A 23,124-nucleotide genomic window follows, 5' to 3' on the forward strand; every position below is an offset into this window, starting at 1 on the left:
CCCCGCCCCCCGGCTCGTGTCCGTCATGTCACCTCGCCTGGGCTGCCTGGCGGCGGAGGCGGATCGCCGAGATGAGGAAGAAGACGCCGCCCACCGTCGCGTAGCTGGCGAGGACGGCGAGCGACGGGTCGTCCCTGCCGCCCAGCAGCACGAAACCGCCACCCGCCAGGACGGAGAGCCCGCCGCTGAGGATCATCGGCCACTGGCCGCCGAGCCGGTAGCGCGCGAGGGCGACGGCCAACTGCACGATGCCCGCGGTGATCGCCCAGGCTCCCCACACCCGCAGCACGTCGGGGATGCCCGAGGCGGCGGCGGCTGCCAGTCCGGCGGCGGTGAGCAGGCTCAGGGCCATGTTGACGCGGAGCAGCGCCCGCGGCCGTGCGGCACCGGAGGCGCGGTAGTCGGTCACGGCTGCCCACACGTCGAAGACCGGATAGATCACCAGCAGCGCGACACTGACCGGGTTGAGGTCCGAAGCCGTGAAGGCGAGCAGGGCGGCCCAGACCACGGCGAAGCCGAAGCGGAGGTAGTACAGGTTCCGCAGCCGGTCGGTGGCGCCGGTGGTGGCCGCCGCGGTGCCGAGGCGGCCGGTCTCGATGGAGCTGGACATCTGATCTCTCCTGACGGTTGAGGTAGAACGGTCGGTACACGCAAGAGGGTGAAGCACTCCCGGGCGGGTGTCAAGACCGATCGTTCTATCTGTTAGCCTGGACACAGACGGGACGCAGCCGGACTACCTCAGGAGGGAAGCGCATGTCGGAAGCACGGACCAGACTGCTCACCACGGCCACCAGGCTCTTCTACTCCGAGGGCCTGCACGCCGTCGGCATCGACCGCGTCGTCGCGGAGGCCCAGGTCACCCGCGCCACGCTCTACCGCCACTTCCGGAGCAAGGACGACCTCCTCGTCGCCTATCTCAAGCAGGTCGACGAGGCGGTCCGGGCGGGCGTGAACACCGCCCGTGAGCGGGCCGCCTCCCCGGACGACACCATCCGGGCCATCGGCCGGGGGATCGCCGGCGACATCCAGCGCGACGGCTTCCGCGGGTGCGCGTTCATCAACGCCGCCGCCGAGTACCCCGACCCGGACCATCCGGTCCACCGGATGGTCCTCGAACACCGGCAGTGGTTCCTGGACACCATGACCGAGCTTTTCGCCGCCACCGGCAAACCCGACGCGGGCCCCGCCGGCCGGCACTTCGTCATGTTGCGGGACGGCGCGATGGCCGCCGGCTGCCTGAGCGACCCGAAGACCGTCAGCGAGACATTCCTGCGCGGGGTCGAGGGGCTCCTGAAGTACCTCAGCTTCCTGTGAGAACGCCACGGTTCCCGGTCGCGGGTACGCGCCGGGAACCGTCAGCCTCGGCGGCGGCGGTGGTGGGCCGTCTCGTACGGCGGCATCCGCCGGGTCAGCGCCGCCGCCGGGCCTCGCGCTCCGCGCGCTTCGCCGCCTTCGCCTGCGCCTTCTCCGCCGCGCGCCGTTCCCGCTCCGCCGCGCGGGCCGCCTGTGCCGCCTTTTCCGCCTCGGCGCTGTCGTACAGCAGCGCGGCCAGGGAGAAGCGGCAGCCGTAGCTGCGCATCGAGCCCTGCTTGATGAGCAGGAAGCCGTCGCCGGTCCGGTACAGCAAGGTGCGCGAGGAACTGGCCGGGTGCTGGGGCCGGTAGGCGCGGGCGTGTGCCTCCAGGCGGGCCATGGCCTCCTCGCGGGTGCCGGTGAAGTTCTCCAGGACGTTCGCCGACATGGACTTGCGATCGCCGAGACCGTCGGTCTCCTCGACGATCAGGCCCCACCGCTCGGACATGGCCGCCCCCCTCAGGCGAGTCACAGGCACCGCACCCGTACAGACTATGAGGCGGCCCCGCGGCGTGTCGGGTACACGCCGCGGGGCCGCTGCTTCGGGGACTCGCAGGCAGGAGAGTCCCCGGGGGTCAGGCCCCGATGCGCCCGCCGCCACCGCGCCAGACGTTGACGACCGCTGGGCGGTTCGGCTTGCCCGGTCCGTCCGGCCACGCCGAGCCCGGGTTCTCGTACGACGCGCCGTCGACCTCGCCCGGGTGCTGCACCGCGACCAGCACGCGGTCCTCCTCCACGATCGGGCCGCAGGTCTCCGCGCCGGTCGGCACCGTGAGGAACTGCTTCACCTGGCCCTCGTACCGGCCCGTCGTCGCCACGCCGAAGAGCCCGTCGTGGTTGCCCAGCGCGTTGCCGTCGGTGGAGATCCACAGGTTGCCGTACGGGTCGAACGTCACGTTGTCCGGGCAGGAGATGGGGCTGACCTGCTCCTTCGGGAAGCCCGCGAAGTACGTCGAGGGGTCGGCCGGGTCGCCGCAGACCAGGAACAGCCGCCAGCCGAAGCCGGTCGACGCGGGGTCGTCGTGCTTCTCGGACAGCTCCAGGACGTGGCCGTGCTTGTTGGCGTTGCGCGGGTTCGCCTCGTCGGCCGCGGCGTTGCTGTCGACGCCGCGCCTGCTGTTGTTCGTCAGCGCGACGTACACCTTGCCGCTGTTCGGGCTGGGCTCCACGTCCTCGGGGCGGTCCATCTTCGTCGCGCCGGCCTTGTCGGCGGCGAGGCGCGTGAAGACGTAGACCTCCTCGGCGGTCATGCCGTCGACGTACGAACGGTCGCCGCTGGCCAGCTTGATCCACTCGCCGGTGCCGTCGAACTCGCCGTCCGCCGGGAGCGCGCCGCTGCCGTCGATCTCGCCCGCCGGGCTGTCGCCCTTGAGCTTGGCGACGTACAGCGTGCCCTCGTCCAGCAGCGTCATGTTGTGGGCGCGCGCCCAGCGGCCGGTGCCGCTCACCATGCGCTTGCTCGACACGAACTTGTACAGGTAGTCGAAGCGCTCGTCGTCACCGGAGTACGCGACCGCGCGGCCGTCGCGCGTCAGCCGGATGCTGGCGCCCTCGTGCTTGAAGCGGCCCAGCGCGGTGTGCTTGACCGGGGTCGAGTCCGGGTCGTACGGGTCGATCTCGACGACCCAGCCGAAGCGGTGCACCTCGTGGGGCTCCTTGACGACGTCGAAACGGTCGTCGAACTGCTCCCACTTGCGCTCCGAGGCGCCGCCGGAGAGGCCGTAGCGGGCGAGGCGCTGCTTGGCGACGGGGTCGGTGACGGACCCGGCGTTGGCGAAGTACTGGTTGAAGTTCTCCTCGCCGGAGAGCACCGTGCCCCACGGGGTGGTGCCGCCGGCGCAGTTGTTGAGCGTGCCGAGCACGCGCCGGCCGGTGGCATCGGCGGAGGTCTTGAGCAGGTCGCCGCCCGCGGCCGGGCCGCGCAGCTCGAACTCGGTGGTGGCGGTGACCCGGCGGTTCAGCGGGTGCCGCGGCACGGCACGGAGGCTGCCGCCGCCGCGCTCCTCCTCGACCGCCACGACGGACATGCCGTGCGCGGCCCAGCCGATCTCGGCCTGCTCGCGGGTGACGTTCTCCGGGTCGTACCCGGGGAGCATGATCTGCTCGTCGGAGTACTCGTGGTTGGCCACCAGCAGTTGCCGGTCGCGCTCACCCAGCGGCAGCAGGGCGAGGAAGTCGCAGTTGTAGCCGAACTGGCCGGCCTGGGCGGCGGCCGACTGGCGGGCCGGGTCGAAGGCGGGGGCGCCGCGCAGGATGGGGTCACCCCAGGCGATGACGACGTTCTGCTCGTAGCCGTCGGCCACGGTGACGGTGTCGGCGGTGTTCGGCGCGACGGGGTCGAAGCGCAGCCCGCGGGCGGCGTCGCCGCCGCTGCCGGGCCTGCCGCCGGGCCCCCGCCCGAAGGTGCCGGCCGGCGAGGTCGGCGCGGCCGACGCCGGCACGGCCCCGGCCAGCCCGGCGCCGGCCGCCACGACGGTCACCGCGGCACCGGCGCGCAGCGCCCGGCGGCGGGAGACGGCGCGGGCGACGATGTCGCCGGCGTACTCGTTGTCGCTGGTGTTCGGAACCTCGTGGAAGCACGCGTCGCCACAGCGGTAGCGACAGGTCATGGCCGAGCGACCGCCCGGGTGCGGCGAGCCGATGAGCGGCAGAAGTCTGCGCACGATCCCCTCCGGATTCTGTGAGTTCGTGCCGGACGCTAGGCGCGGAGTCCCGCCGGGGTGCGACGCGGACTTGAATTCCAGGTGAACCGCGGCGGTGGACGCACGGCGGCGGTCACCGTACGTAATCGGATGAGTGCGAGGGTCCGTGGCCGTTAGGATTTCGAGCATGGCGGCCACTGGAGAAGAGCAGCAGGGGACGAAGGCGTTCTACGTCTCGACCCCCATCTACTACGTGAACGACGCTCCGCACCTGGGCCACGCCTATACGACCGTCGCAGGCGACGTGCTCACCCGCTGGCACCGCCAGCGCGGCGAGAAGGTGTGGTACCTCACCGGCACGGACGAGCACGGTCAGAAGATCATGCGCACCGCGGAGGCGCACGGCGTCACCCCGCAGGAGTGGTGCGACAAGCTCGTGGAGGAGGCGTGGAAGCCCCTCTGGGAGCACCTGGAGATCGCGAACGACGACTTCATCCGCACCACGGAGAAGCGGCACACGGACCGGGTGCAGGAGTTCGTCCAGGACCTGTACGACAAGGGTGAGATCTACCAGGGCGGCTACGAGGGTCCGTACTGCGTCGGCTGCGAGGAGTACAAGACCCCCGGCGAGCTGCTCGACGGCGAGGGGGAATACGCGGGCCTGAAGCTCTGCCCGATCCACAAGAAGCCGGTGGAGATGCTGAAGGAGGAGAACTACTTCTTCAAGCTCTCCGAGTACGGCCCGAAGCTGCTGGAGTTCTACGAGGCGCACCCCGGCTTCATCCAGCCCGAGTCGGCCCGTAACGAGGTCGTCAGTTTCGTCCGGCAGGGCCTCAACGACCTGTCGATCTCCCGCTCCACCTTCGACTGGGGCGTGCGGGTCCCGTGGGACGACAAGCACGTGATCTACGTGTGGATCGACGCCCTGCTCAACTACGCCACGGCCGTGGGCTACGGCGCCGACGAGGAGAAGTTCTCCGCCACCTGGCCGGCGGACGTCCACCTGGTCGGCAAGGACATCCTCCGCTTCCACGCGGTGATCTGGCCCGCGATGCTGATGGCCAACGGGCTGCCGCTGCCGGGCAAGGTCTTCGCCAACGGCTGGCTGATGGTCGGCGGCGAGAAGATGTCGAAGTCCAACCTGACCGGCATCAAGCCGCAGGACCTCACGGACCACTTCGGGGTCGACGCGTACCGCTGGTACTTCCTGCGGGCCATCCAGTACGGCCAGGACGGCTCGTTCTCCTGGGAGGACTTCACCCACCGCTACACCAGCGAACTCGCCAACGACTTCGGCAACCTGGCGTCGCGCGTGGGCGCGATGACCGTCAAGTACTTCGACGGCGACCTCCCGGCGGCCTCCGCCGCGGGCGCCGCGGAGCAGGTGATCGTGGACGGCCTGGCGCACGCGACGGCGGAGGCCGACCGGCGGATCGGCGACGAGCTGGACTTCGCGGGCGGCATCGCGGCGGTCTTCGACTTCGTCAAGAAGGTCAACCTGTACCTGACGGAGCAGGAGCCCTGGAAGGTCGCGAAGGACTCTTCGCCCGAAGCCCAGGCCCGCCTGGCGACGATCCTGTACACCGCGGCGGAGGCCCTGCGCGCGGTCGCGGTGCTCCTGCACCCGGTGATGCCGCGGACGGCGCAGCAGCTCTGGGCGTCCCTGGGCGCGGAGCCGGCGCTGGGCCCGCTGGCGGACCAGCGGATCGCGGAGGCGGCCCAGTGGGGCCGCCTGCCGGCGGGGTCGCGGGTGACGAAGGGCGCGATCCTGTTCCCGCGCCTGGAGGAGCCGAAGCAGGCGTAGGCGTTTCCGTTTCCGGGCCCGCCGCCTCGCCGGGCGGCGGGCCCTGCCGTGGCTGGGGGCTCAGCGGGCTGCGGGGGCCCGCCGCCGAGCCGGTCGTGCCGTCGTGCCGTCGTGCCGTCGTGCCGGGCGCGGCGGTCGCGCCGGTGGGCGCCGGGCGTAGCGTACGGCGCTCACCAGGGCACGACACCGCCGCCGGTGGCGAACTGGTCGTCGCCGAAGAACCCGCCGGTCGGCCCGTCCGGCGCGAGCAGCGCCAGCCGGACCGGCACGCGGGCGCCCTCCGCGACCGTGCGCACGCCGTCGCGGCCCGGGGTGAAGCCGTTGAGGTCGGTGCCGACCAGGCCCGGGTTGGCGGCGTTGACCAGGATCCCCCGCGACCGGAGCTCGGCGGCGTACATGACGGTCAGCGCGTTGAGCGCGGCCTTCGAGGAGTTGTACGCCAGCAGGCGCCGGGCGCTCACCGGGCTCTCCGGGTCGGACATCAGGGTCAGCGAGCCGAGCGGGCTGGACATGTTGACGATCCTGCCGCCCCGGCGGAGCAGCGGTATCGCCGCCCTGGTGACGGCCACCATGCCGAACACGTTGACGTCGAACGTCCGACGCAGCTCAGCCGCACCGATGTCGACCGGGTCGGTGCCCCACTCGACGGCGACGCCCGCGTTGTTCACCAGCACGTCCAGCGCGCCGATCTCCTTCATGGCGGCCTCGACGCTGTCCCCGTCGGTCACGTCGAGCCGGACGAACCGGACGCCCAGCTCCCGCGCCGCCGACCGGCCGCGGTCCTCGTCGCGCGCGCCGAGGTAGACGATCAACCCCTCCGCCGCGAGCCGCCGCGCGATCTCCTTGCCGATGCCCTTGTTAGCGCCGGTCACCAGCGCCACTTCACCGTTGTCCATGCCCCCAGTGCAGCGCCGGTGCGACCCGGGCGGAAGAACCGCCTGAGTCCGGTGGGTCTACCCTTCAGGTATGGCAGAACTGGAGGTACGCGAGCTGCGCTACTTCCGCGCGGTGGCCACCGAGGGGAGCCTGTCGAAGGCGGCGACCGCGCTCGGCATGGCACAGCCTCCGCTGTCCCGCGCGATCAGCCGGCTGGAACGCCGCCTCGGAGTGCGGCTGCTCGACCGGAACAACCGGGGTGTCACCCTCACTCCCGCCGGCGCGACCCTGCTCACGGAAGCCGACCGCGTCCTCGACGCGGTGTCGGCGGCCACCCACCGCACCCGCAGAGCCGCCCGCCCCGCGCCGACGCTGATCGTCACCGCCAAACCGGGCGTCGCGGCGGCGCTGCTCACCCGGATCGTCGACGCCTACCGGGCACGGCCGGCCGCTGCGGAGGTGGAGATCCTCGTCAGCGGCTACGGCGAACAGCCCGGTCTGGTCCGCTCCGGCCGGGCGGACCTGGCCCTGGTCGGCTCACCCCACCCCGGGGCCGGGCTGGACACCGAGCCGCTGGTCAGCGAGCCCCGGGTGGCGGCGCTGCCGGCGACACACCCCCTCGCCGCCCACGCGGAGCTGTCGGTGGCGGACTTCGCCGGCCTGCCGATGCCGCGCTGGGCCGGCGCGACGCCGGAGGAGACCGACTTCTGGTCCGGCCGGGACACGGTGCCCTCGACCGCACCGGTCACCGGGCCGTTCATCCAGGACACCGCACAACTCGTGGAGGTCGTCGCCCTCGGCCAGGCCGTCGCCCTGGTCCCCGAGTCACTGGCCGCAAGCAACCCCCGCGCCGACGTCACCTACCGCCCCGTCCGCGACGCCAGCCCGTACGTGGTCTCCGTCGCGTGGGCGTCCGGAGCCCGCGACCGTCTGATCGCCGACTTCGTGCACGTGGCGACCCTCTCCAGCGCACTCGCCGAGGTCTTCTAGGGGGATCGTGCGGGAGTGCGGCAGGGCTCAAGGCGTGGGTGCGGCACCGGGGAGTTTGAACGCGGCCCATACGGCTTTGCCGGGGCCGTTGCGGTCGGTGGCGCCCCAGTCCTCGGCGAGGGCTGCGACCAGGAGCAGTCCGCGGCCGTGGTCGTCAGTGTCCGCGGGGGCCCGGAGCTGCGGCGGGAGGACGACGACCTCGACCCCGGCGACACCGTGACCGTGGTCGCGGACCCGGAGGGCGAGGTGCGGCCGACGACGCCGGGGCTCACGGGAGCGGCGCCGGAACTGTTCGGCGTCGCTGCCGCCGCCGCGGTATGCGCGGGCGCCGTGGTGTGGACGGCACGCAGGCCCGGCCGTACGGAGGGGAGGCCCGGAATGTGGCGGAAGAAGCAACAGCCGGTGACGGAACAGGAAGTCACCCTCAGGAGCATCCTGCAGGCCCGGGTGTTTGACCGGCGCGGCTACATCCGCGTCAGCCCCGGCGCGTTCCCCGGCCTCACCCAGCAGCGCGCGGCGGCCATCGCGGCCGAGGAGGGCCTGAAGACTGAAGGGTTCGGCAACCGCGGCTTCTGGCGCTTCGGCGAGCAGGTGATCGACGAGGTCACGCCCGAACCCCGGGAGTGACACCGCCGATTGCCCTGGCTTCCCTCCAGCGGTCAAACTCTGTGATCGGCCGCGGCGCCGCCTGTGTCCGTTGTGCCGCCCGCGGCCGGGGTGTCGGCCGGGTGCCGGGGGCGCGGGCCGAATGGGGAGGCGGAGACGGCGGCGGCCAGGAGGGCGGCGGCGAGCGGGACGGCGAAGCCGGCGCGGTAGCCGTCGAGCAGGTCGGCGGGGGCGTCGGAGGCGGTGGCGGCGGTGCTGACCGCGGTGGCCGCGGAGAGCCCGAGGGCGGCGCCGAACTGGAAGCAGGTGTAGAGCAGCCCGCCGGCCAGCCCCTGCTCCTCCTCGCGGATGCCTTCGGTGGCGGTGATCGTCAACGGCCCGTAGGCGAGCGCGAAGCTCAGCCCCAGGAGGATCAGGCTCGGGAACATCGCCGCGTACGACCAGTCGGCGCCGACCGGCAGGAAGAGCGCGTACGCGAGCGCCGCGAGCAACAGGCCGCCGAAGATCACCCGGGAGTTGCCGAAGCGGGAGACCAGCCGGGGAGTCAGGGTCGGCGAGAGGATCGCGTCGATGCCGATGACGATCATCGCGAAGCTCGTCTCCAGCGTCGACCAGCCGCGCAGCTCCTGCAGGTAGAGCACGACGAGGAACTGGAAGCCGAAGAACCCGGCGGCGAGCAGCAGCGCGGCGAGGTTGGTGCGTATCAGCCGGCCGCTGCGCAGGATGCCCAGACGGACCAGGGGCGTGGCCGCGCGGCGCTCGACGGCGGTGAAGACGGCGAGCAGCGCCAGGGCCGCGGCGACGGTGGCGAGGGTCGCGGCCACGGAGGCGTGCGCGGCCCGCTCCACGGCGAGGATGAGCAGCATGAGGGAGGCGGTCAGCAGCAGCCCGCCGGCCGCGTCGGTACGCTGCCCGTCGCGCTCGGGCCGCGGCGACGGCGGCAGCAGGGCGAGCGCGGCGGCCAGGATCAGGGCGGACAGCACGACCGGCGCGAAGAACACCCACCGCCAGCTCACCGCGGTGAGCAGCCCGCCGGCGACGAGCCCGAGCGAGAAGCCCGCGGCGGCGGTGCCCGAGTAGATGAGCAGCGCCCGGTCGCGCTGCGGCCCCTCCGCGAAGGTCGTGGTGATCAGGGACAGCCCGGCCGGAGTCATGAACGCGGCGGCCACACCGGTGACGAACCGGGCCAGGATGAGCATCCAGCCCTCTTCGGCGAGCCCGCCGAGTCCGGAGAAGACCAGGAAGACGGCGAGCCAGGTGACGAACATCCGGCGCCGTCCGAACAGGTCGGCCGCGCGCCCGCCGAGCAGCATGAAGCCGCCGTAGCCGAGTACGTACGCGCTCATGACCCACTGCAACTGGCCGGTGGACATGCCCAGGTCGGCGCGGATGGAGGGGAGCGCCACGTTGAGCATGGCGACGTCGATGCCCTCCAGGAAGATCGCCCCGCACAGGACGAACAGCACGCCCCAGTGGCGTGCGCTGAGCTGGTTCATCTGAGGTCCTCGATGGGTGAGAAAGGGGGACGGGCCGGGCGGAACCGCCTCGGGCTCTTCCACCCTCGATCAGCCCCGGGGGCGGAACAACGGCGAAGATCGCAATGTTCGTTCAGTCAGGCTTACCGATGGGAAGAGCCGCACGGGCCGGCGGGGCTGACGGAGCTGGAGGGACGACGATGGAGCAGAGGGAGCTGGAGTGTTTCCTGGTGCTCGCACAGGAGCTGCACTTCGGCCGCACGGCGGACCGGCTGCGGCTGTCCCGGGCCCGGGTGACCCAGCTTGTCCAGCGCCTGGAACGGCGCGTCGGCGGCCGGCTGTTCGACCGCACGAGCCGCCGGGTCGCCCTGACCGCCCTCGGCCGGCAGTTGCGGGACGGCATCGAACCGCACCACCGGGCCATCGACGCCGCGTTGCGACGGGCGCGGGCGGTGGCACAGGGCGTCGACGGCGTGCTGCACGTCGGCTTCGCCACCCCGGCGGCGGGGGAGGTCGTGCTGCGGGCGGCGGAGGCGCTGCGGATCGACCTGCCGGGACTGGCGGTGGAGATCTGCGAGGTGCCTCTCACCGACCCGTACGGGCACCTACGCGACGGCACCTACGACGTCCAGCTCCAGGAACTGCCGGCGGACGAGCCGGTTCCGGCCGGGCCGGCGGCGGACGGCCCGGCCCTCGGCCAAGGCCCCGTCCTCTACACCGAGCGGCGGATGCTCGCCATCGCCGCCGGCCACCCGAGGGCGAAACGCGCCGCCGTCGCGCTGGACGACCTGGCCGGCGTACCCCTGCTGACGATCGACGGCCACGTGCCGGACAGCGTCCTGGGCGAACACGCCACGGCGCGCACACCCGGCGGCAAACCGATCACCCCGGGCCCCGCGATCACCAACATGCAGGAGGCCCTGACGCTCGTCGCAGGCGGCCAGGGCGCACTGCTGACGGCCGAACACGCCGCCACGTACCACGCCCGCCCGGGCGTCACCTACCTCCCGGTGACCGACGCGGCTCCGGCCCGCTACGGCCTGGTGTGGCGGGCGGGGGAACACACCGGCGCCGTACGGGCCTTCGCCCGAACCGTGCTGAAGGTGACCGGCGGCCCACCCCACCGGGAAAGCCCCGCCCCCACGCCGCCCACCACCGAGCCCCGCAGCCTCACCCGCACCTGACCGCGGTGGCCGGCCCCGCCCGGCAGCGCTCGCCGCCCTCCGGCCGGGCGGGGGGCCGTTCCCGGCCCGGAGCTGCGGTGGGGGTGCGTCTGAGACGGCGAAAGTCGGCGCGGAGGGCCTGATTCGGGCCTGACAGGGGGGTGTTACCGCGAGTTACGACCAGATTCCTCCGCTCGGCGCACCCGCACCTGTCGGCGGGGTGGCGCAGGTGCGGGGGCGTGTGGTTGGCGTCGTGGACCTCGACCCGCACGGCGCCGTCGTCGATGGTGACGTGCACCCGGAACTGGCGGCCCCGGGGAGTGCCGTGTACGAGCGCGTTCGTGGCCAGCTCCGAGACACACACGCGGATATCGTCGGCGCGGTCGGCACAACCGGCCGCGCCGACGAGTGACACGACGAAGTCACGCGCCTGACCGACCGAACGGGCACTCCGGAGGAACTGCCGCGCATACGTGGTCATCGGTCTTGCCTCGTTCCGGGTGGAGCTGAGCTGTCGTCCGTGTCCGTCGCCCCGTTTGGGGCGTGGCGCGGACCCGCCGTCGGTACGGGCGACTCCCCTCCTTCGCCCAGCGTTAGCGGTGTGCTAGGTGCCCCTTCCCGGCCCAGGTAGAAGCCGACGCCATCGGTGCGACCGTTGCGCGCCAGCTCGCCGGCCTGGGGCTCCGAGTCGGTCATGGCCCCTCCTTCTTCGTTACTTAGTGCACGCAAATCACAACGCAGCGCGCACGGCGGCCGGTAGCGTGGAGCGGGAGCCGAATCATGAGAGTCATAAGAGTTCGGGGGCGACACTGACGTATGGGCAGGGGCGAGCCGAACATCCAGCTGGCCAGGCTCCTTGCGGAGTCGGGGCTGAGTGAGACGCAGTTCATCCGTGCGGTCAACCGGCTGGCAGCCGAGTCCGGCCTGTTCATGCACTACGACCAACCCTCGGTGAGCCAGTGGTTAGGGGGCACGAGGCCGCGCCAGGTCGTCAGACCGTTCATCGTGGAGGTTCTGGCGCGGCGGCTGGGCCGTCCCGTGACCCTCGCCGAGGTGGGCTACGCCAGTCCCCGTGCCACGTCGGAAAAGCGAACGTTCTCGTGCACCGTCGAAGAGTTGGTAGACCTCGTGAGGAGCGATATGGACCCGACCCGTCGAGGAGTGTTGGGCGTCGGACTCTATTCCGCCGCTCTGGCCATCCCGGCGTGGCCCGACATCGTGGGCCGCATGGAGGCTGTCCAAACTGATCGGGCTCGGCGTATCGGCATGGCCGACGTGGAGGCTGTGTCGACGATGACCGATCGCCTTTCTGAACTTGACGGCCATTTCGGGGGGCGCTACGCGCGGCCGTTGTCCGCCGCCTTTCTGGCCAACACGGTTGCGCCCTACTTGAGGGCGGACGGGTCGAGCCGCGTCCGCAAGGCCATGCTTTCTGCGACGTCCCTCCTGTGCTACCTGACTGGCTGGATGGCTGTGGACGAGGGGCTCCAGGGACTCGCCCAGCGGTACTACGTCAAAGGGTTGGAGTTGGCCGGTGCCGCCGCTGATCAGATGACCTACTGTCACATTCTCCGGGGGATGTCTGTGCAGGCCGCCAACCTGGGGCATGGTGCAGCAGCCAGCCGTCTGGCCGACGCCTCCGCGGCGGCATCCCCAACGGCCGGACCTCGGATGCGGGCCTTTATCGCCGGGCAGCAGGCACATTCCTACGCGATGGCCGGCGACCGGTCGAAAGCCCTGCAGAGTATCCGGGAGACCGAGGTCTCCCTGGAGAAGGCGGAGAGTCAGGTGGGTACCTTCGGTGGCTTCACCCCGGCTACCCTGGCCTATGCCACCGCCCAAGTCCGCTACGAGCTTGGGGATGTGGCAGGAAGTGTGGCGTCCTTTCAGTTGCATTTCCGTCTACGTGATGCCACTGACAGCCGAAGGTCTGCGCTCTGGTTTGGCGCCATGCTGGCCGAACGCCAGCTAGAAGTAGGCCATCTGGAGGCCGCATGTGCGACCTGGACGCGGGTTCTGGACGATTACCCCACCGTCCACTCGGGACGAGTGGACGAACGAGTGGCCAAGATGAATGCGCTCCTCCGGCCGTATCGGTCCAATGCGGTGGCACGTGACGTTTATGAGCACGCCCGTCAGCTCTCCGCAGAAAGACGTGCGACCAGCACGTGACACGACGACAGGCCGTCGCTCTGGAGCAGATGGACGGACGGGCCGCTGCGCAGGCCGAGGACTCGTTCCGTCTGATCTACGCCGAGGCATTCGCTGAGCCGCCGTACGACGAGACCGAGAACGAGGTGAACGCCACCTTCCGGCGCTTCCGCTCCCAGACCCGCAAGATCGCCTTCCGCGCCGCCCTGGCCCGGACCGAGGACGGTGAGCCGGTCGGTATGGCGTACGGGCATCCACTCAGCGCCGACACGGGATGGTGGGACCAACTCGCCGAACCCGTCAACGAGGACATGCGGCGCGGGGACGGCCGCCGGACGTTCGGTCTCATGGAACTCGCCGTGCGAACGCCCTGGCGCCGGCAGGGCATTGCCCGCCGCCTCCACGAGACGCTGCTCGTCGGCATCGCGGCCGAGCGCGTGTTGCTCAACGTCCACCCCGGCAGCGAGGCGGCCTCGGCCGCGTACCGGACGTGGGGATACCGGAAGGTCGGCGAAGCGCGGCCTTGGGGCGGTGCGGATCTGCACGACGTGATGGTGCTCGATCTGGGCTGAGCGCGCAGCCAGGCGCCCGCCGCGTGCGCTTCATCGGGTGAAAGTGAGCCCCTGTGGGCGGTTTGCCTAGGTATAGCGGGCGGGTTGCGGTGAGTTTTAACCCTCCGCGTTCACACAGGGCGGTCAACGCGCGGGAAACGCGCCTCAGGGCGGTGAATGCACGCCTCCGGGCAAAAGTCAGCTCTCGTGGGCGATTTGACATGGTTTTGCGGGCGGGTTGCCGTGAGTTACGGCCTTCCCCTCCACGGGAGCGGCGAGCCGCGGGCGGACGCGGCGGCATCGGCCGCGTATCAGGCGTGGGGGTGGCGAGGCACGGCCTTGGGCCGACGCTGATCTGCACGTCGTGATGGTGCTCGATCGGGGCGGCGTGCGGCCCGTGCATGCATAGCGGTGACGGATGCGCAGTTGGCGGGCCAGGCCGTGGAGCGTTCGGATCCCGCAGCGGCGGCCCAGTCGCCGGGAAGGTGTCCGTAGGAGACCGCCCGGCGCCGGGCCGGCCTGCGAGTCCGGCCGCATCGTCCCGCTGGAGGCAAGGGTGGCCAGGTCTGCAGACTCAGCCGGACGTGCGCCCAGGGGCGTTGACGCAGTGGTTGATGGTCGGCGAAAGAATCGACAGCAGAGGGCTGCCGGAGTTCGTCACGGAGCAGTTTTGCCCGGACCCGTTGACGATGTTGTCATTGCTTCCGGAGTTGACGACATCTTCTCCGCTGCCGTTTCCGTTGCCACTGTCGTCGCCGTCCCCGTTTCCGTTGCCGTCTCCATCGCCATCCCCATCGCCGTTCCCGTTGCTGTCGCCGTCTCCGTTTCCGTTGCCGTTTCCGTCCCCGTCTGCTTCTCCTGGCGCGAGGAAGAAGACGAAGTTGTTGTTCCTGCCTGCCTCGATGAGCGCCTCGATGCAGCCGCCCGGTTCGCGTTCGAAGATCTCGGGGATGTCAGTGATGCAGATGGAGTACTCTCCTGTCGACGCGAATTCGAGGTTGCAGTGGCCGTTCGCGTCGGTCACGCACTCGTCCTCGGTGTCGCCCGCAGCGTTGACGGTCTGGACGGTGACTCCCGCAAGGGGTTCGGAATTCCCGATGGTCTCCAGGCTCTCAATGCTGTGAACGGTCACGGAGCCTGTGGCGATAGGAGCCTGTGCGTGAGCGGCGGCGACCGGGCCAGCGGCAATCGCGGTGGCAGCGGATACCACGATAACCAACCGGGCTGCCCTGCGTCTTACTGTACTGAGCATGAGATGACCTTCTGCGAGAGAGGTGCCTGTCGGCAGGCAGCGGTGACTGCTTGAAGTGGTGATATCACAGAAGGTGTGCAATTTATCGCATTTCGGGCTTGGTGCCATTCCGTCGCCTTTCGGATCGTGCCGCCCGGAAGGAGGTCTCAGTCGGTGACCTGGCGGAAGCTGATCAGAGTGCTGGCAATGCCGACGAATGCCAGGAAGTGCTCGGCCGTGCGCTCGTAGCGGCGGTGCAGAGGGCGACGGCCGTTGAGCCGGGACGGGCAACAACCGGTGGGCACTCTCCGGGAAGCACGGACAGCCACACGCCGGGACCACTCCCCGGACGAGTGGCGGGCCCTACGTGCCGCGGCTGGTTTCTCAGATATCAAAGCTGGGGCCACCGCCCCTTCGTAAAGAGAAAAGGCAGGCACTCTCCTGGTTACGGCTCGGGCAAAGCAAACACCGGTGCCTCCCGGGGAGGACGTAAGGGCCGGTCTGCTCAGACGGCGATGACTTCCACGGGCGCGGCGGCCGTGGCGGCGGTCATCAGGTGCATGGGGCGGCGCCGGCTATCGGTTACGTCGGTCGCCAGAGGGCGTCTTCGCTCTCGCCGACGCGGTCTTCGTCGCCGAAGAACTCGTCTGCCTCGGCGCGCAGTTGCCGGTAGTCCACCCGCGGTGCGCGCTGCCACGTCCGCTGGGGTTCGGCGACCGGGACAAACCGCCGGCAGAGCGGGTCTTACGGGGCTGGGTCGGCGACTGGGCATCGTCGGGCTCAGCCGTGGCGGGGCTTGGTCGGCGTGCGGTTGTACGGGTGCCAGGTGTGGGTCTGCACCGTGAAGCCCATCGGTTCCGGGAACGTGAGCGGCTGGCCGAAGATGCCCTTGTCCGTCTCGACGTACACCCGGCCCTCCAGCTCAAGAACGTGCCAGGTCGCGTCGTTGGGGTCGATGATCAGGTAGACCGGGATGCCCACGGCGGCGTAGCGCTCCCGCTTGTCCTCCCAGTCGCGCTTGATGGCCGTGCGGGTGCTGGAGACGGTCTCGACCACGGCCAGCACGACCTGCGCGGGCCAGTCCGCGTCCGCCTCGTCCGCCGGGCGGTCCTCGCTACGGATGATCACGGCGTCGGCGCGCGGGCGGTAGTCGTCCGCCACCAGCAGACCGCGCTCAGACCATGCCTCGAACGGTTCCGGGGTGTGCCGGACGAGACTCCGGCCCGGCAGGTCGTGGACGTGTCCGGGATTGGCCTGCATGACCAGTTCGCCGTCGAGCAGTTCCACCCGCAGACCGTCCGGAACGTCGAGGTCGTGCCAGAGCTGCACCAGCGCGTTGGCCTTGTCCACGGACCTCACACCTCCTGTGGCTCTCCTCCCTACAGCATAGGGAAGGCTGAGACCCCGGCTGGCTCGTCGGCCATCGGCTAGGGGGTGGCCAGGGCCTCGGTGGGGGCGAGGCGGGAGGCGCGGACGGCGGGGTAGAGGCCGGCCAGGGCGCCTATGGCCAGGGTGGCGGTGAGGCCGCCGAGCAGGGTCCAGGGCGGTACGACGGCGGGCCAGTCCCGGTAGAGGGCGAACGCGCCGGTCGCTCCGCTGCCGAGGAGGGCGCCGCCGAGGCCGCCCAGCGCGGAGAGCAGCAGCGACTCGGCGAGGAACTGGGTGCGGATCTGTCCGCGGGTGGCGCCCAGCGAGCGGCGCAGGCCGATCTCGGCGCGGCGTTCGAGGACGGAGATGACCATGGTGTTGGCCACGCCGACCCCGCCGACCAGCAGGGCCACCGCGCCCACACCCAGCAGCAGACCGGTGAACGCCTGGCTGGCGGCCTGCTTGGCGGACAGGGCGTCGGAGGGGCGCGAGACCTGGGCCTCGCCGGGGGCCTGGGGGTTGGCCGTGGCGCCCAGCACGGCGGCGACCTCCTCGACGTGCGCGTCCTGGGTCCTGGTGTAGATGGTGGTGGGACGGCCGTCGAAGCCCAGTTCCGTCTCGGCCGCCGGCCAGCCGACCAGGGCGGCGGCGTCCACCTCGGGGGCGAGGGGGGCCTCGCGGAGTATGCCGACGACCGTGAACCAGCGCTCGCCGATGAGCACCTGCGTACCCGGTTTGGCGTGCCCCACGCCGAGGCGTTCCGCCGCGGTCGCGCCCAGCACCGTGGCCGGGTACGCGCGCATGGCGTCGTTGAGCCACGTTCCGCTGCGCAGCTCCGCTCCGATGGTGGCGCGCAGGTCGGTGCGGGTGGCGTAGACGGCGAGGCCGTTCGTCTCGATCCTGGGGGTCCTGTCGTTGCGGTAGACATCGGCGTCCTTCACCTCGCCCACGGCGGACACCGACTCCACCTGGTCGATGCGGCCGATCATCCTCTCCGCCGTGGCGGGGAGCGGGGCGTCGCCTCCCGCGAGGGTCTGGCCGGGGGACACGGTGAGCAGGTTGGTGCCCAGGGAGGCGAGGGTGCGGTCGAGTCCGGCCCGGGAGGACGAGGAGATCCCGACCACGGCGACCATGGCGGCGATGCCGATGGCGATGCCCAGCGCGGAGAGGAAGGCGCGCATCGGGCGGGTCCGCAGGCCGACCGCGCCGACCCGGACCACGTCGTCCGGGTGGAGACGGGCGGGCTGAAGCTCTTCGTCGGGTGTGCGCGGGCGGCGGCGGAGCCGGGTCCCGGTCATCGGCGTGCCTCCGGGTGGTGGGTGGTCTCCGCCGGGTCTGGCGTGATCCGTGCAGGGGCTGCCGTGTCCTGTGGAGGGGCTGGCGTGTCCTGTGGAGGGGCTGGCGTGTCCTGTGGAGGGGCTGTGCTGTCCCGCGGAGGGGCTGCCGTGTCCTGCGGTGGGGCTGCGGTGTCCCGCGCCGGGTTCCCGGTGTCCCCCGCCGGGGCCGCGGTGTCCTCGACGACGCGGCCGTCGCGCATCCGCACCTGGCGGGGCAGGCCCGCGGCCAGCTCCCGGTCGTGCGTGATGATCACGACCGTGGTGCCGGTGGCGTGCAGGTCCCGCAGCAGCCTCAGCACTCCGGAGCCGGCGGCCGTGTCCAGTGCGCCGGTCGGCTCGTCGGCCAGCAGCACGGACGGCTCGCCCACGACCGCGCGGGCGATGGCGACGCGCTGGCGTTCACCGCCGGACAGCTCGTGCGGCTCGTGGGCCAGCCGGTGGCCCAGGCCGACCCGCTCCAGCAGCGCCGCCGCCTGCCGCCGGCGCTCCGCGCGCCGCCGGCCCGTGTACAGCAGGCCGTCGGCCACGTTGTCCAGCGCCGGAGTGCCCGGGGCGAGGTGGAACTGCTGGAAGACGAAGCCGATCCGGCGGGCTCGCAGGGCCGAGAGCTGCGCGTCGGAGAGCGCGCCGGTGTCGCGGCCGTCGATGCGTACGGTGCCGGAGGTCGGCACGTCGAGGGTGCCCAGGATGTGCAGCATGGTGGACTTTCCCGAGCCGGACGGCCCGACGATGCCGAGGAGTTCGCCGCGGGCGATACGCAGCCGGACGCCGTCGAGCGCGGTGACGCCGCCGGGGTAGGTCTTGGTGACGTCGGTCAGAGTGATCATTTGGGCATCCCCACGGTCGTGCCCTCGGCGATGCCGTCGCCGGAGACCTCCACCTGTCCGCCGGCGAACAGCCCGGTGCTGACGGGGACGTAACGGGTCGTCGAGGCCGTCTCGTCGACCACCTCCACGCCGAAGCCGCCCCGGGGCAGGACGAGCAGCGCGGCCACGGGCACGGTGAGCACGTCCTCACGGGTGCCGGTGGTGAAGTCCACGTGCACCGCCGCCTGTTCGTACGCGGCGGCGGCCTGCCGCGCCTTCCCGCCCTTCAGTCCGACGACCAGGTTGACGGACGTCTTCGCGGCTTCCTTGCCGGTGGCCGGCTGCACCTCGGTGGAGACGTCGGTGACCGTGCCCGCGGCGGTGCTGTCGTCGGGGAGCCGTACGGTGACCGCCGTGCCCTGGGCGGCCAGGTCCCGGTCCGCGGAGTCGAGCTCCACGGTGACGGCCCTGGCGGTGCCCGTGTACGTGAGCACCGCGCCGCCCGGCCCGGTCTGCTCGCCCTCGGCCGCCTGCTGGCTCTCGACGCGCACCTTCCCGGGCGTGAACACCACCCGCCCGTGCTCGACCTTCCCGGTCTCCGGCAGCTCCCGGTCCTCCTGCCACCGCTCGACGGCCTCGGCGGTCAGGTCGCTGTACGTCTCGTCCACGGTGAAGCCGGTGTAGCCGAGCGCGGCCAGGTTGGCCTCCAACTGCTCGACGTCGGGCCCTTCGGCCCCGGCCGCCAGGTCGCGGAAGGCGGGTTTCGCGCCGTACATCAGCACGACGGGCCGGTTGTCGACCTCGTACAGCATGCCGCCGCGGCCGATCCGCCGGCCCTCGGCGGGCAGCGCGGTGAGGGTGCCGGGCAGCAGGCCCGGCACGGTGGTGGCCGGGCCGTAGCCGAGTTCGCCGTCCTCGCTGCGGGTGGCCTGAAGCGTCCGCTCCGTGACCGCGGCGGTCCTCGGCGGCAGCCTGTCCGCCCCCGTGCCCTGCGGGTCGCTGCCGCGCACGGCGAACCAGCTCGCGGCCAGCGCGCCGCCGGCGGCCAGGACCAGGGCGCCGACGACGAGCCTGCGGGCGCGCCGCGGGCGCCGGCGCCCGGGCGTGCCGGAGGGATCGGGTGGAGACAGCTCTGCCGGCTGTACTGCCGACCGTGCGGCGTCCGGCCCGCCCATCACTCGCCCTCCGGGTCGGGCAGCGCGGCCCGGCACTTCTTCTCGGCGGCCTCCAGGTCAGGATCCTCGACGGCCTCGGGTACGGGCGAGAAGCCGCCGTCGGCGTTGGGGTCGGGCCAGGACTCCACTCCGTTCTCACGCATGCACGCGGCCATCTTCAGCCCGCGCCGTACGTCCTCCTTGTGGTCGTCGGCGTCGCCGGTGCTCGGCATCTGGTACTTGCGGCAGGCCCGCAGGGCCTTGTCCAGCTTCTGCGGATCCTCGCCCCTCACCGGAGCCGGCGCGCCGTTCACGGGGTCCTCCACGTCCAGGCCCTGCGCGCGCAGGCACTTCGTCAGCTTCAGGGCCTTGTCCTGGAGTCCGGAGTCGTCCGAGCCGCCCAGCGCGCCGGATCCGCAAGCCCCCAGGAGCACGGCCAGGGCGGGCACCGCGACCGCCCTCGACACCCGGCCCGTCGTTCTTCCCATCCGTGACACTCCTCGTCACCCTCCTCGTCCCGGTGCGCCGCCGGCCCCGGCCGGGCCGATCCGTGGGGCGCGGAGGAAGCGTGCCGGGGCCCGATCAGCGGGCCTTGAGTCGAACCTCAGAGTTCGCTGAGCGGCGGCGCCCCGGAGCGCGGCGGGCGCCGGACCGTCCCCGGTCCCGCCCGGGCGGGGCGGCGGCCCGGGGTGCGGGAACGCTGAGCGAACTCTCAGCCGGCGCTCAGCTTGGCGCGTCATGATGCGCGCACTGGCCCGATCGCGTGCGCGCACAGGAGGCAGGGATGAGCGAAGCCGGCACCGCGCCCCGGCCGGCGGCGAAGCCGCGGCTGCTGGTGGTCGAGGACGAGCCGAACCTCCTTGAGGTGCTGGCGGGCAGCCTGCGCTACGCCGGGTTCGACGCGGTCACCGCGGCGACCGGCCACGAGGCGCTGGCCGCCGCCCGGCGGCATCGCCCCGACGCCGTCGTCCTCGACGTGATGCTGCCCGACATGGACGGCTTCGAGGTCCTGCGCCGGCTGCGCGCGGACTGCCCGGCGCCCGTGCTCTTCCTCACCGCCAGGGACGCCACCGAGGACAAGGTCCGCGGGCTGACGATCGGCGGCGACGACTACGTCACCAAGCCGTTCAGCCTGGACGAGGTGATCGCCCGGATCCACGTCGTACTGCGCCGGCAGTCCCACGCCGCCGCCGGCCGCCCCACCGCCCGGCTGGCCTTCGCCGACCTCGAACTGGACCAGGAGACGTACGAGGTGTGGAGCGGCGGTGAGCGGATCGCCCTGTCGCCGACCGAGTTCAAGCTGCTGCGCTACTTCATGGCCAACCCCGGCCGGGTCCTGTCCAAGGCACAGATCCTCGACCACGTGTGGAGCTACGACTTCCGCGGCGACAGCGGCATCGTCGAGACGTACGTCCACTCCGTACGCCGCAAGATCGGCGAGCCGCGGGCCCGGCTGATCCACACCCTCCGCGGCATCGGCTACGTACTGCGGCCCCCGTCGTGATCCGGCGCGCGCTCGGGCGGCTGTCGCTCCGGTTCCGGCTGGTGGCCGCGATCCTCCTGCTCGTCGCCATGGCGCTCACCGCCATCAGCATCGCGGGGGTGACCGTCCTGCACCGGCAGTTGCTGGACCGGACCGACGCCCAGCTCAGCCTGGTGGCCCTCGGGTACCCCGACTCGCCGGTCGGCGACAGCCCGCCCGGTGTCGACACCCCGGACGCGCCCCAGCCGGGGGGCACGGGCCTGTACCGGGTCCAGCGGCACGACGGCGACGGCAGGAAGCTGAAGAACCCCGGTGAGCCGGAGCCCGCGGCCGGGGCGGAGATGACGGCCCTCGACGTACCCGAGGACGCGGCCTGGCTGAGGGAGCACGCGGGCCGTCCGATGACCGTGTCGTCGACGACGGGCGACGGCGACTGGCGCATCCTGATCCAGCCGCAGGCCGGGACGGACGGGTGGCTCGTGGTCGCGGCGGCTCTCGGCCATCACGAGGCCACCGTCTCCGGACTCGTCCGCGTCGACCTGGCCGTGGGCTCGCTCGCCCTGCTCGCCGTCGCCGCCGTCGGCGCCGCCCTGATACGGATCGCGCTGCGACCGCTCGTCAGGGTGGAGAAGACGGCAGCCGCCATCGCCGCCGGCGACCTGACCCGGCGGGTGCCGGAACATCCCCCGCGGACCGAACTGGGCCGGCTCGGCCGGGCCCTGAACGGGATGCTCGGCCAGATCGAGGGGGCGTTCCGGGCGCGGGCCGAGTCGGAGTCGACGGCCCGGCGCTCGGAGGAACGCATGCGCAGGTTCGTGGCGGACGCCGGCCACGACCTTCGTACCCCGCTGGCCGTCATCCGCGCCTGGGCCGACCACGTCCACCGCGGACCCCGCCGCGACCGCGCCGAACTCGACCGGATCCTGGGCATCGTGGGCACCGAGGCGACCCGGATGGGCACCCTCATCGAGGACCTCCTGCTGCTGGCCCGGCTCGACCAGCAGCGTCCCCTGCGGCACCGCCCTGTCGACCTGCTCGCCCTGGCCGCCGACGCGGCACGCGACGCCTGCCTGCTCGCGCCCGAACGGGACATCCGCCTCACGGCCGACGACCGCACGGCCTACGTCGTCAGCGGCGACGAGGACCGGCTCCGCCAGGCGGTGACGAACCTGACCGCCAACGCCCTCACCCACACCCCGCCGGGCACGCCGGTCGCCCTCAGGCTCCGCCCCGGCCGGCTCGGCACCGCACCCGCCTTGGTCCTGGAGGTGGCGGACCAGGGCCCCGGCCTCACCTCCGAGCAGGCCGAGCGCGTCTTCGAACGCTTCTACCGCGCCGACACCTCGCGCACCCGCAGCACGGGCGGCTCCGGACTGGGCCTCGCCATCGTGGCCTCGCTGGCCACCGCCCACGGGGGCACGGTGACCGTGGACACCGCGCCCGGTGCGGGGGCGGTGTTCCGCCTCACGCTGCCGCTCGCTGACGCCGCTGACGCCGCCGCCGACGCGCCTTCGGGAGCGGGCGCCGAGTCGCCGGACGGGCTGCCCGGCTCACTTCCCGACTCACCCCCCGACGAGTCGGCTCGGTGACGTCACAGACGCCAGGCGGAGGCGGGGTGCGTTCGGGTCGGGCGGATCAGTGGGGATGTACCGGACGAGCGCACTCCGCCCGTCCGGCACATCGAGCACAGGGCGAAGAAGCGCCCGACTCGTCCAAGACTGGCTGATCACGGGGGTTCGGCTTCGCTGCAAGCGATTCCGGCGACCACCCCCGGCATATTGGCCACCCCGAAGGAACACGTCCAGGCGCCGGTCGGGAACGCCATGACGAAGACCTCTGGGACGATGCCCTGGTACGGGGCGCCGTTCAACGCCTGGCAGCGAGTGCCAGCGGACACCGCGAGGCTCCCGGAGCCATCCTCGCACTGGTACGTGGGCAACACGCTTGGCTGAGCCGCCGCCGGTGGGCCAGCGCCCAAGGCCACCACTGCGGCGGCGACGCAGACCATCAGACCTCGCGCCACCGAACGACGCGCTGCTTGTGCTGTTTTCATTGCCATTCGCTCCTGATCGCGCATGCCGATCACTGCCGAAACCGAAGGCGGCATGCAAGTTCCTGTTGGAAGGCCAGCACG

The 23,124-nt window shown here is 71.9% G+C and carries 22 protein-coding genes and 1 pseudogene; 9 read left to right on the forward strand and 14 right to left on the reverse strand.

Features of this window, described 5'->3' with window-relative positions:
- Positions 1 to 28: 28 nt before the first annotated feature.
- A complete protein-coding gene (locus tag B124_RS13610; RefSeq protein ID WP_496503057.1) occupies positions 29 to 610 on the reverse strand; it encodes a hypothetical protein in 582 nt (193 codons plus the stop codon).
- A gap of 143 nt (positions 611 to 753) precedes the next feature.
- On the opposite strand from B124_RS13610, the gene B124_RS13615 reads away from it, so the two are divergent.
- Positions 754 to 1,314, forward strand: coding sequence for a TetR/AcrR family transcriptional regulator (locus B124_RS13615; RefSeq protein ID WP_496503058.1), 561 nt, complete (start codon positions 754 to 756; stop codon positions 1,312 to 1,314).
- A 94-nt stretch (positions 1,315 to 1,408) separates the two neighbouring features.
- On the opposite strand, the gene B124_RS13620 is transcribed toward B124_RS13615, so the two are convergent.
- Both B124_RS13620 and B124_RS13625 read right to left on the reverse strand, forming a co-directional pair.
- Positions 1,409 to 1,801 carry a hypothetical protein gene (locus tag B124_RS13620; protein ID WP_496503059.1) on the reverse strand — a complete coding sequence of 131 codons (393 nt, stop codon included), beginning with the start codon at positions 1,799 to 1,801 and terminating at the stop codon, positions 1,409 to 1,411.
- Positions 1,802 to 1,928: 127 nt separating this feature from the next.
- Complete coding sequence (locus tag B124_RS13625; RefSeq protein ID WP_496503060.1) at positions 1,929 to 4,016, reverse strand: PhoX family protein; 2,088 nt, start codon at positions 4,014 to 4,016, stop codon at positions 1,929 to 1,931.
- A 166-nt stretch (positions 4,017 to 4,182) separates the two neighbouring features.
- On the opposite strand from B124_RS13625, the gene metG reads away from it, so the two are divergent.
- Positions 4,183 to 5,799 (forward strand): methionine--tRNA ligase, encoded by a 1,617-nt coding sequence (metG, locus tag B124_RS13630; protein WP_496503061.1) that lies wholly within the window; start codon positions 4,183 to 4,185, stop codon positions 5,797 to 5,799.
- 170 nt (positions 5,800 to 5,969) lie between these two features.
- On the opposite strand, the gene B124_RS13635 is transcribed toward metG, so the two are convergent.
- Positions 5,970 to 6,695, reverse strand: a complete 726-nt coding sequence (locus tag B124_RS13635; protein WP_496503062.1) for an SDR family oxidoreductase — start codon at positions 6,693 to 6,695, stop codon at positions 5,970 to 5,972.
- Between the two features lie 70 nt (positions 6,696 to 6,765).
- Between B124_RS13635 and B124_RS13640 the strand changes: the two genes are divergently transcribed.
- Both B124_RS13640 and B124_RS13645 read left to right on the forward strand, forming a co-directional pair.
- Positions 6,766 to 7,665 carry a LysR family transcriptional regulator gene (locus tag B124_RS13640; protein WP_496503063.1) on the forward strand — a complete coding sequence of 300 codons (900 nt, stop codon included), beginning with the start codon at positions 6,766 to 6,768 and terminating at the stop codon, positions 7,663 to 7,665.
- 147 nt (positions 7,666 to 7,812) lie between these two features.
- Positions 7,813 to 8,292, forward strand: coding sequence for a hypothetical protein (locus B124_RS13645; RefSeq protein WP_496503064.1), 480 nt, complete (start codon positions 7,813 to 7,815; stop codon positions 8,290 to 8,292).
- Positions 8,293 to 8,324: 32 nt separating this feature from the next.
- Here B124_RS13645 and B124_RS13650 read toward each other — a convergent pair whose 3' ends face one another.
- Positions 8,325 to 9,767, reverse strand: a complete 1,443-nt coding sequence (locus B124_RS13650) for an MFS transporter (protein WP_496503065.1) — start codon at positions 9,765 to 9,767, stop codon at positions 8,325 to 8,327.
- A 179-nt stretch (positions 9,768 to 9,946) separates the two neighbouring features.
- On the opposite strand from B124_RS13650, the gene B124_RS13655 reads away from it, so the two are divergent.
- Positions 9,947 to 10,930, forward strand: a complete 984-nt coding sequence (locus B124_RS13655) for a LysR family transcriptional regulator (protein WP_496503066.1) — start codon at positions 9,947 to 9,949, stop codon at positions 10,928 to 10,930.
- On the opposite strand, the gene B124_RS13660 is transcribed toward B124_RS13655, so the two are convergent.
- Entirely contained in the window at positions 10,917 to 11,390 is a 474-nt protein-coding gene (locus B124_RS13660; RefSeq protein WP_496503067.1) for an ATP-binding protein, read from the reverse strand. The two genes, B124_RS13655 and B124_RS13660, sit on opposite strands and share 14 nt — an antisense overlap.
- Positions 11,391 to 11,725: 335 nt before the next feature.
- Between B124_RS13660 and B124_RS13665 the strand changes: the two genes are divergently transcribed.
- Positions 11,726 to 13,081 (forward strand): NsdA family TPR-like regulatory protein, encoded by a 1,356-nt coding sequence (locus B124_RS13665; protein WP_496503068.1) that lies wholly within the window; start codon positions 11,726 to 11,728, stop codon positions 13,079 to 13,081.
- 29 nt (positions 13,082 to 13,110) lie between these two features.
- The gene (locus B124_RS13670) at positions 13,111 to 13,632 is read left to right on the forward strand and encodes a GNAT family N-acetyltransferase (RefSeq protein ID WP_496503169.1); all 522 of its coding nucleotides are present in this window, start codon (positions 13,111 to 13,113) and stop codon (positions 13,630 to 13,632) included.
- Between the two features lie 553 nt (positions 13,633 to 14,185).
- Here the strand turns inward: B124_RS13670 and B124_RS13675 are convergent.
- The 7 genes and pseudogenes from B124_RS13675 to B124_RS13705 form a co-directional block, all read right to left on the reverse strand.
- A complete protein-coding gene (locus tag B124_RS13675; protein ID WP_496503069.1) occupies positions 14,186 to 14,743 on the reverse strand; it encodes a hypothetical protein in 558 nt (185 codons plus the stop codon).
- A gap of 266 nt (positions 14,744 to 15,009) precedes the next feature.
- Positions 15,010 to 15,126, reverse strand: a pseudogene (locus B124_RS13680) (IS5/IS1182 family transposase); the annotation flags it as partial.
- 496 nt (positions 15,127 to 15,622) lie between these two features.
- Positions 15,623 to 16,192, reverse strand: coding sequence for a Uma2 family endonuclease (locus tag B124_RS13685; protein ID WP_496503070.1), 570 nt, complete (start codon positions 16,190 to 16,192; stop codon positions 15,623 to 15,625).
- 77 nt (positions 16,193 to 16,269) lie between these two features.
- Positions 16,270 to 17,508 carry an ABC transporter permease gene (locus B124_RS13690; protein WP_496503071.1) on the reverse strand — a complete coding sequence of 413 codons (1,239 nt, stop codon included), beginning with the start codon at positions 17,506 to 17,508 and terminating at the stop codon, positions 16,270 to 16,272.
- Positions 17,505 to 18,374: an ABC transporter ATP-binding protein gene (locus B124_RS13695; protein ID WP_496503072.1), complete on the reverse strand. Its 870-nt coding sequence runs from the start codon at positions 18,372 to 18,374 to the stop codon at positions 17,505 to 17,507. The genes B124_RS13690 and B124_RS13695 overlap by 4 nt, the downstream gene beginning before the upstream one ends.
- Entirely contained in the window at positions 18,371 to 19,528 is a 1,158-nt protein-coding gene (locus B124_RS13700; protein WP_496503073.1) for a peptidoglycan-binding protein, read from the reverse strand. Before B124_RS13700 ends, B124_RS13695 begins: the two co-directional genes overlap by 4 nt.
- Entirely contained in the window at positions 19,528 to 19,995 is a 468-nt protein-coding gene (locus tag B124_RS13705) for a hypothetical protein (RefSeq protein ID WP_496503074.1), read from the reverse strand. Before B124_RS13705 ends, B124_RS13700 begins: the two co-directional genes overlap by 1 nt.
- 296 nt (positions 19,996 to 20,291) lie before the next feature.
- Between B124_RS13705 and B124_RS13710 the strand changes: the two genes are divergently transcribed.
- Positions 20,292 to 21,011, forward strand: coding sequence for a response regulator transcription factor (locus B124_RS13710; RefSeq protein WP_496503075.1), 720 nt, complete (start codon positions 20,292 to 20,294; stop codon positions 21,009 to 21,011).
- Positions 21,012 to 21,391: 380 nt separating this feature from the next.
- Complete coding sequence (locus tag B124_RS13715; protein ID WP_496503170.1) at positions 21,392 to 22,579, forward strand: sensor histidine kinase; 1,188 nt, start codon at positions 21,392 to 21,394, stop codon at positions 22,577 to 22,579.
- Between the two features lie 137 nt (positions 22,580 to 22,716).
- Here the strand turns inward: B124_RS13715 and B124_RS13720 are convergent, their stop codons facing one another.
- Positions 22,717 to 22,887: a hypothetical protein gene (locus B124_RS13720; RefSeq protein WP_496503076.1), complete on the reverse strand. Its 171-nt coding sequence runs from the start codon at positions 22,885 to 22,887 to the stop codon at positions 22,717 to 22,719.
- Between the last annotated feature and the right edge of the window lie 237 nt (positions 22,888 to 23,124).

The organism is Streptomyces sp. CNP082 (genome assembly GCF_059570535.1).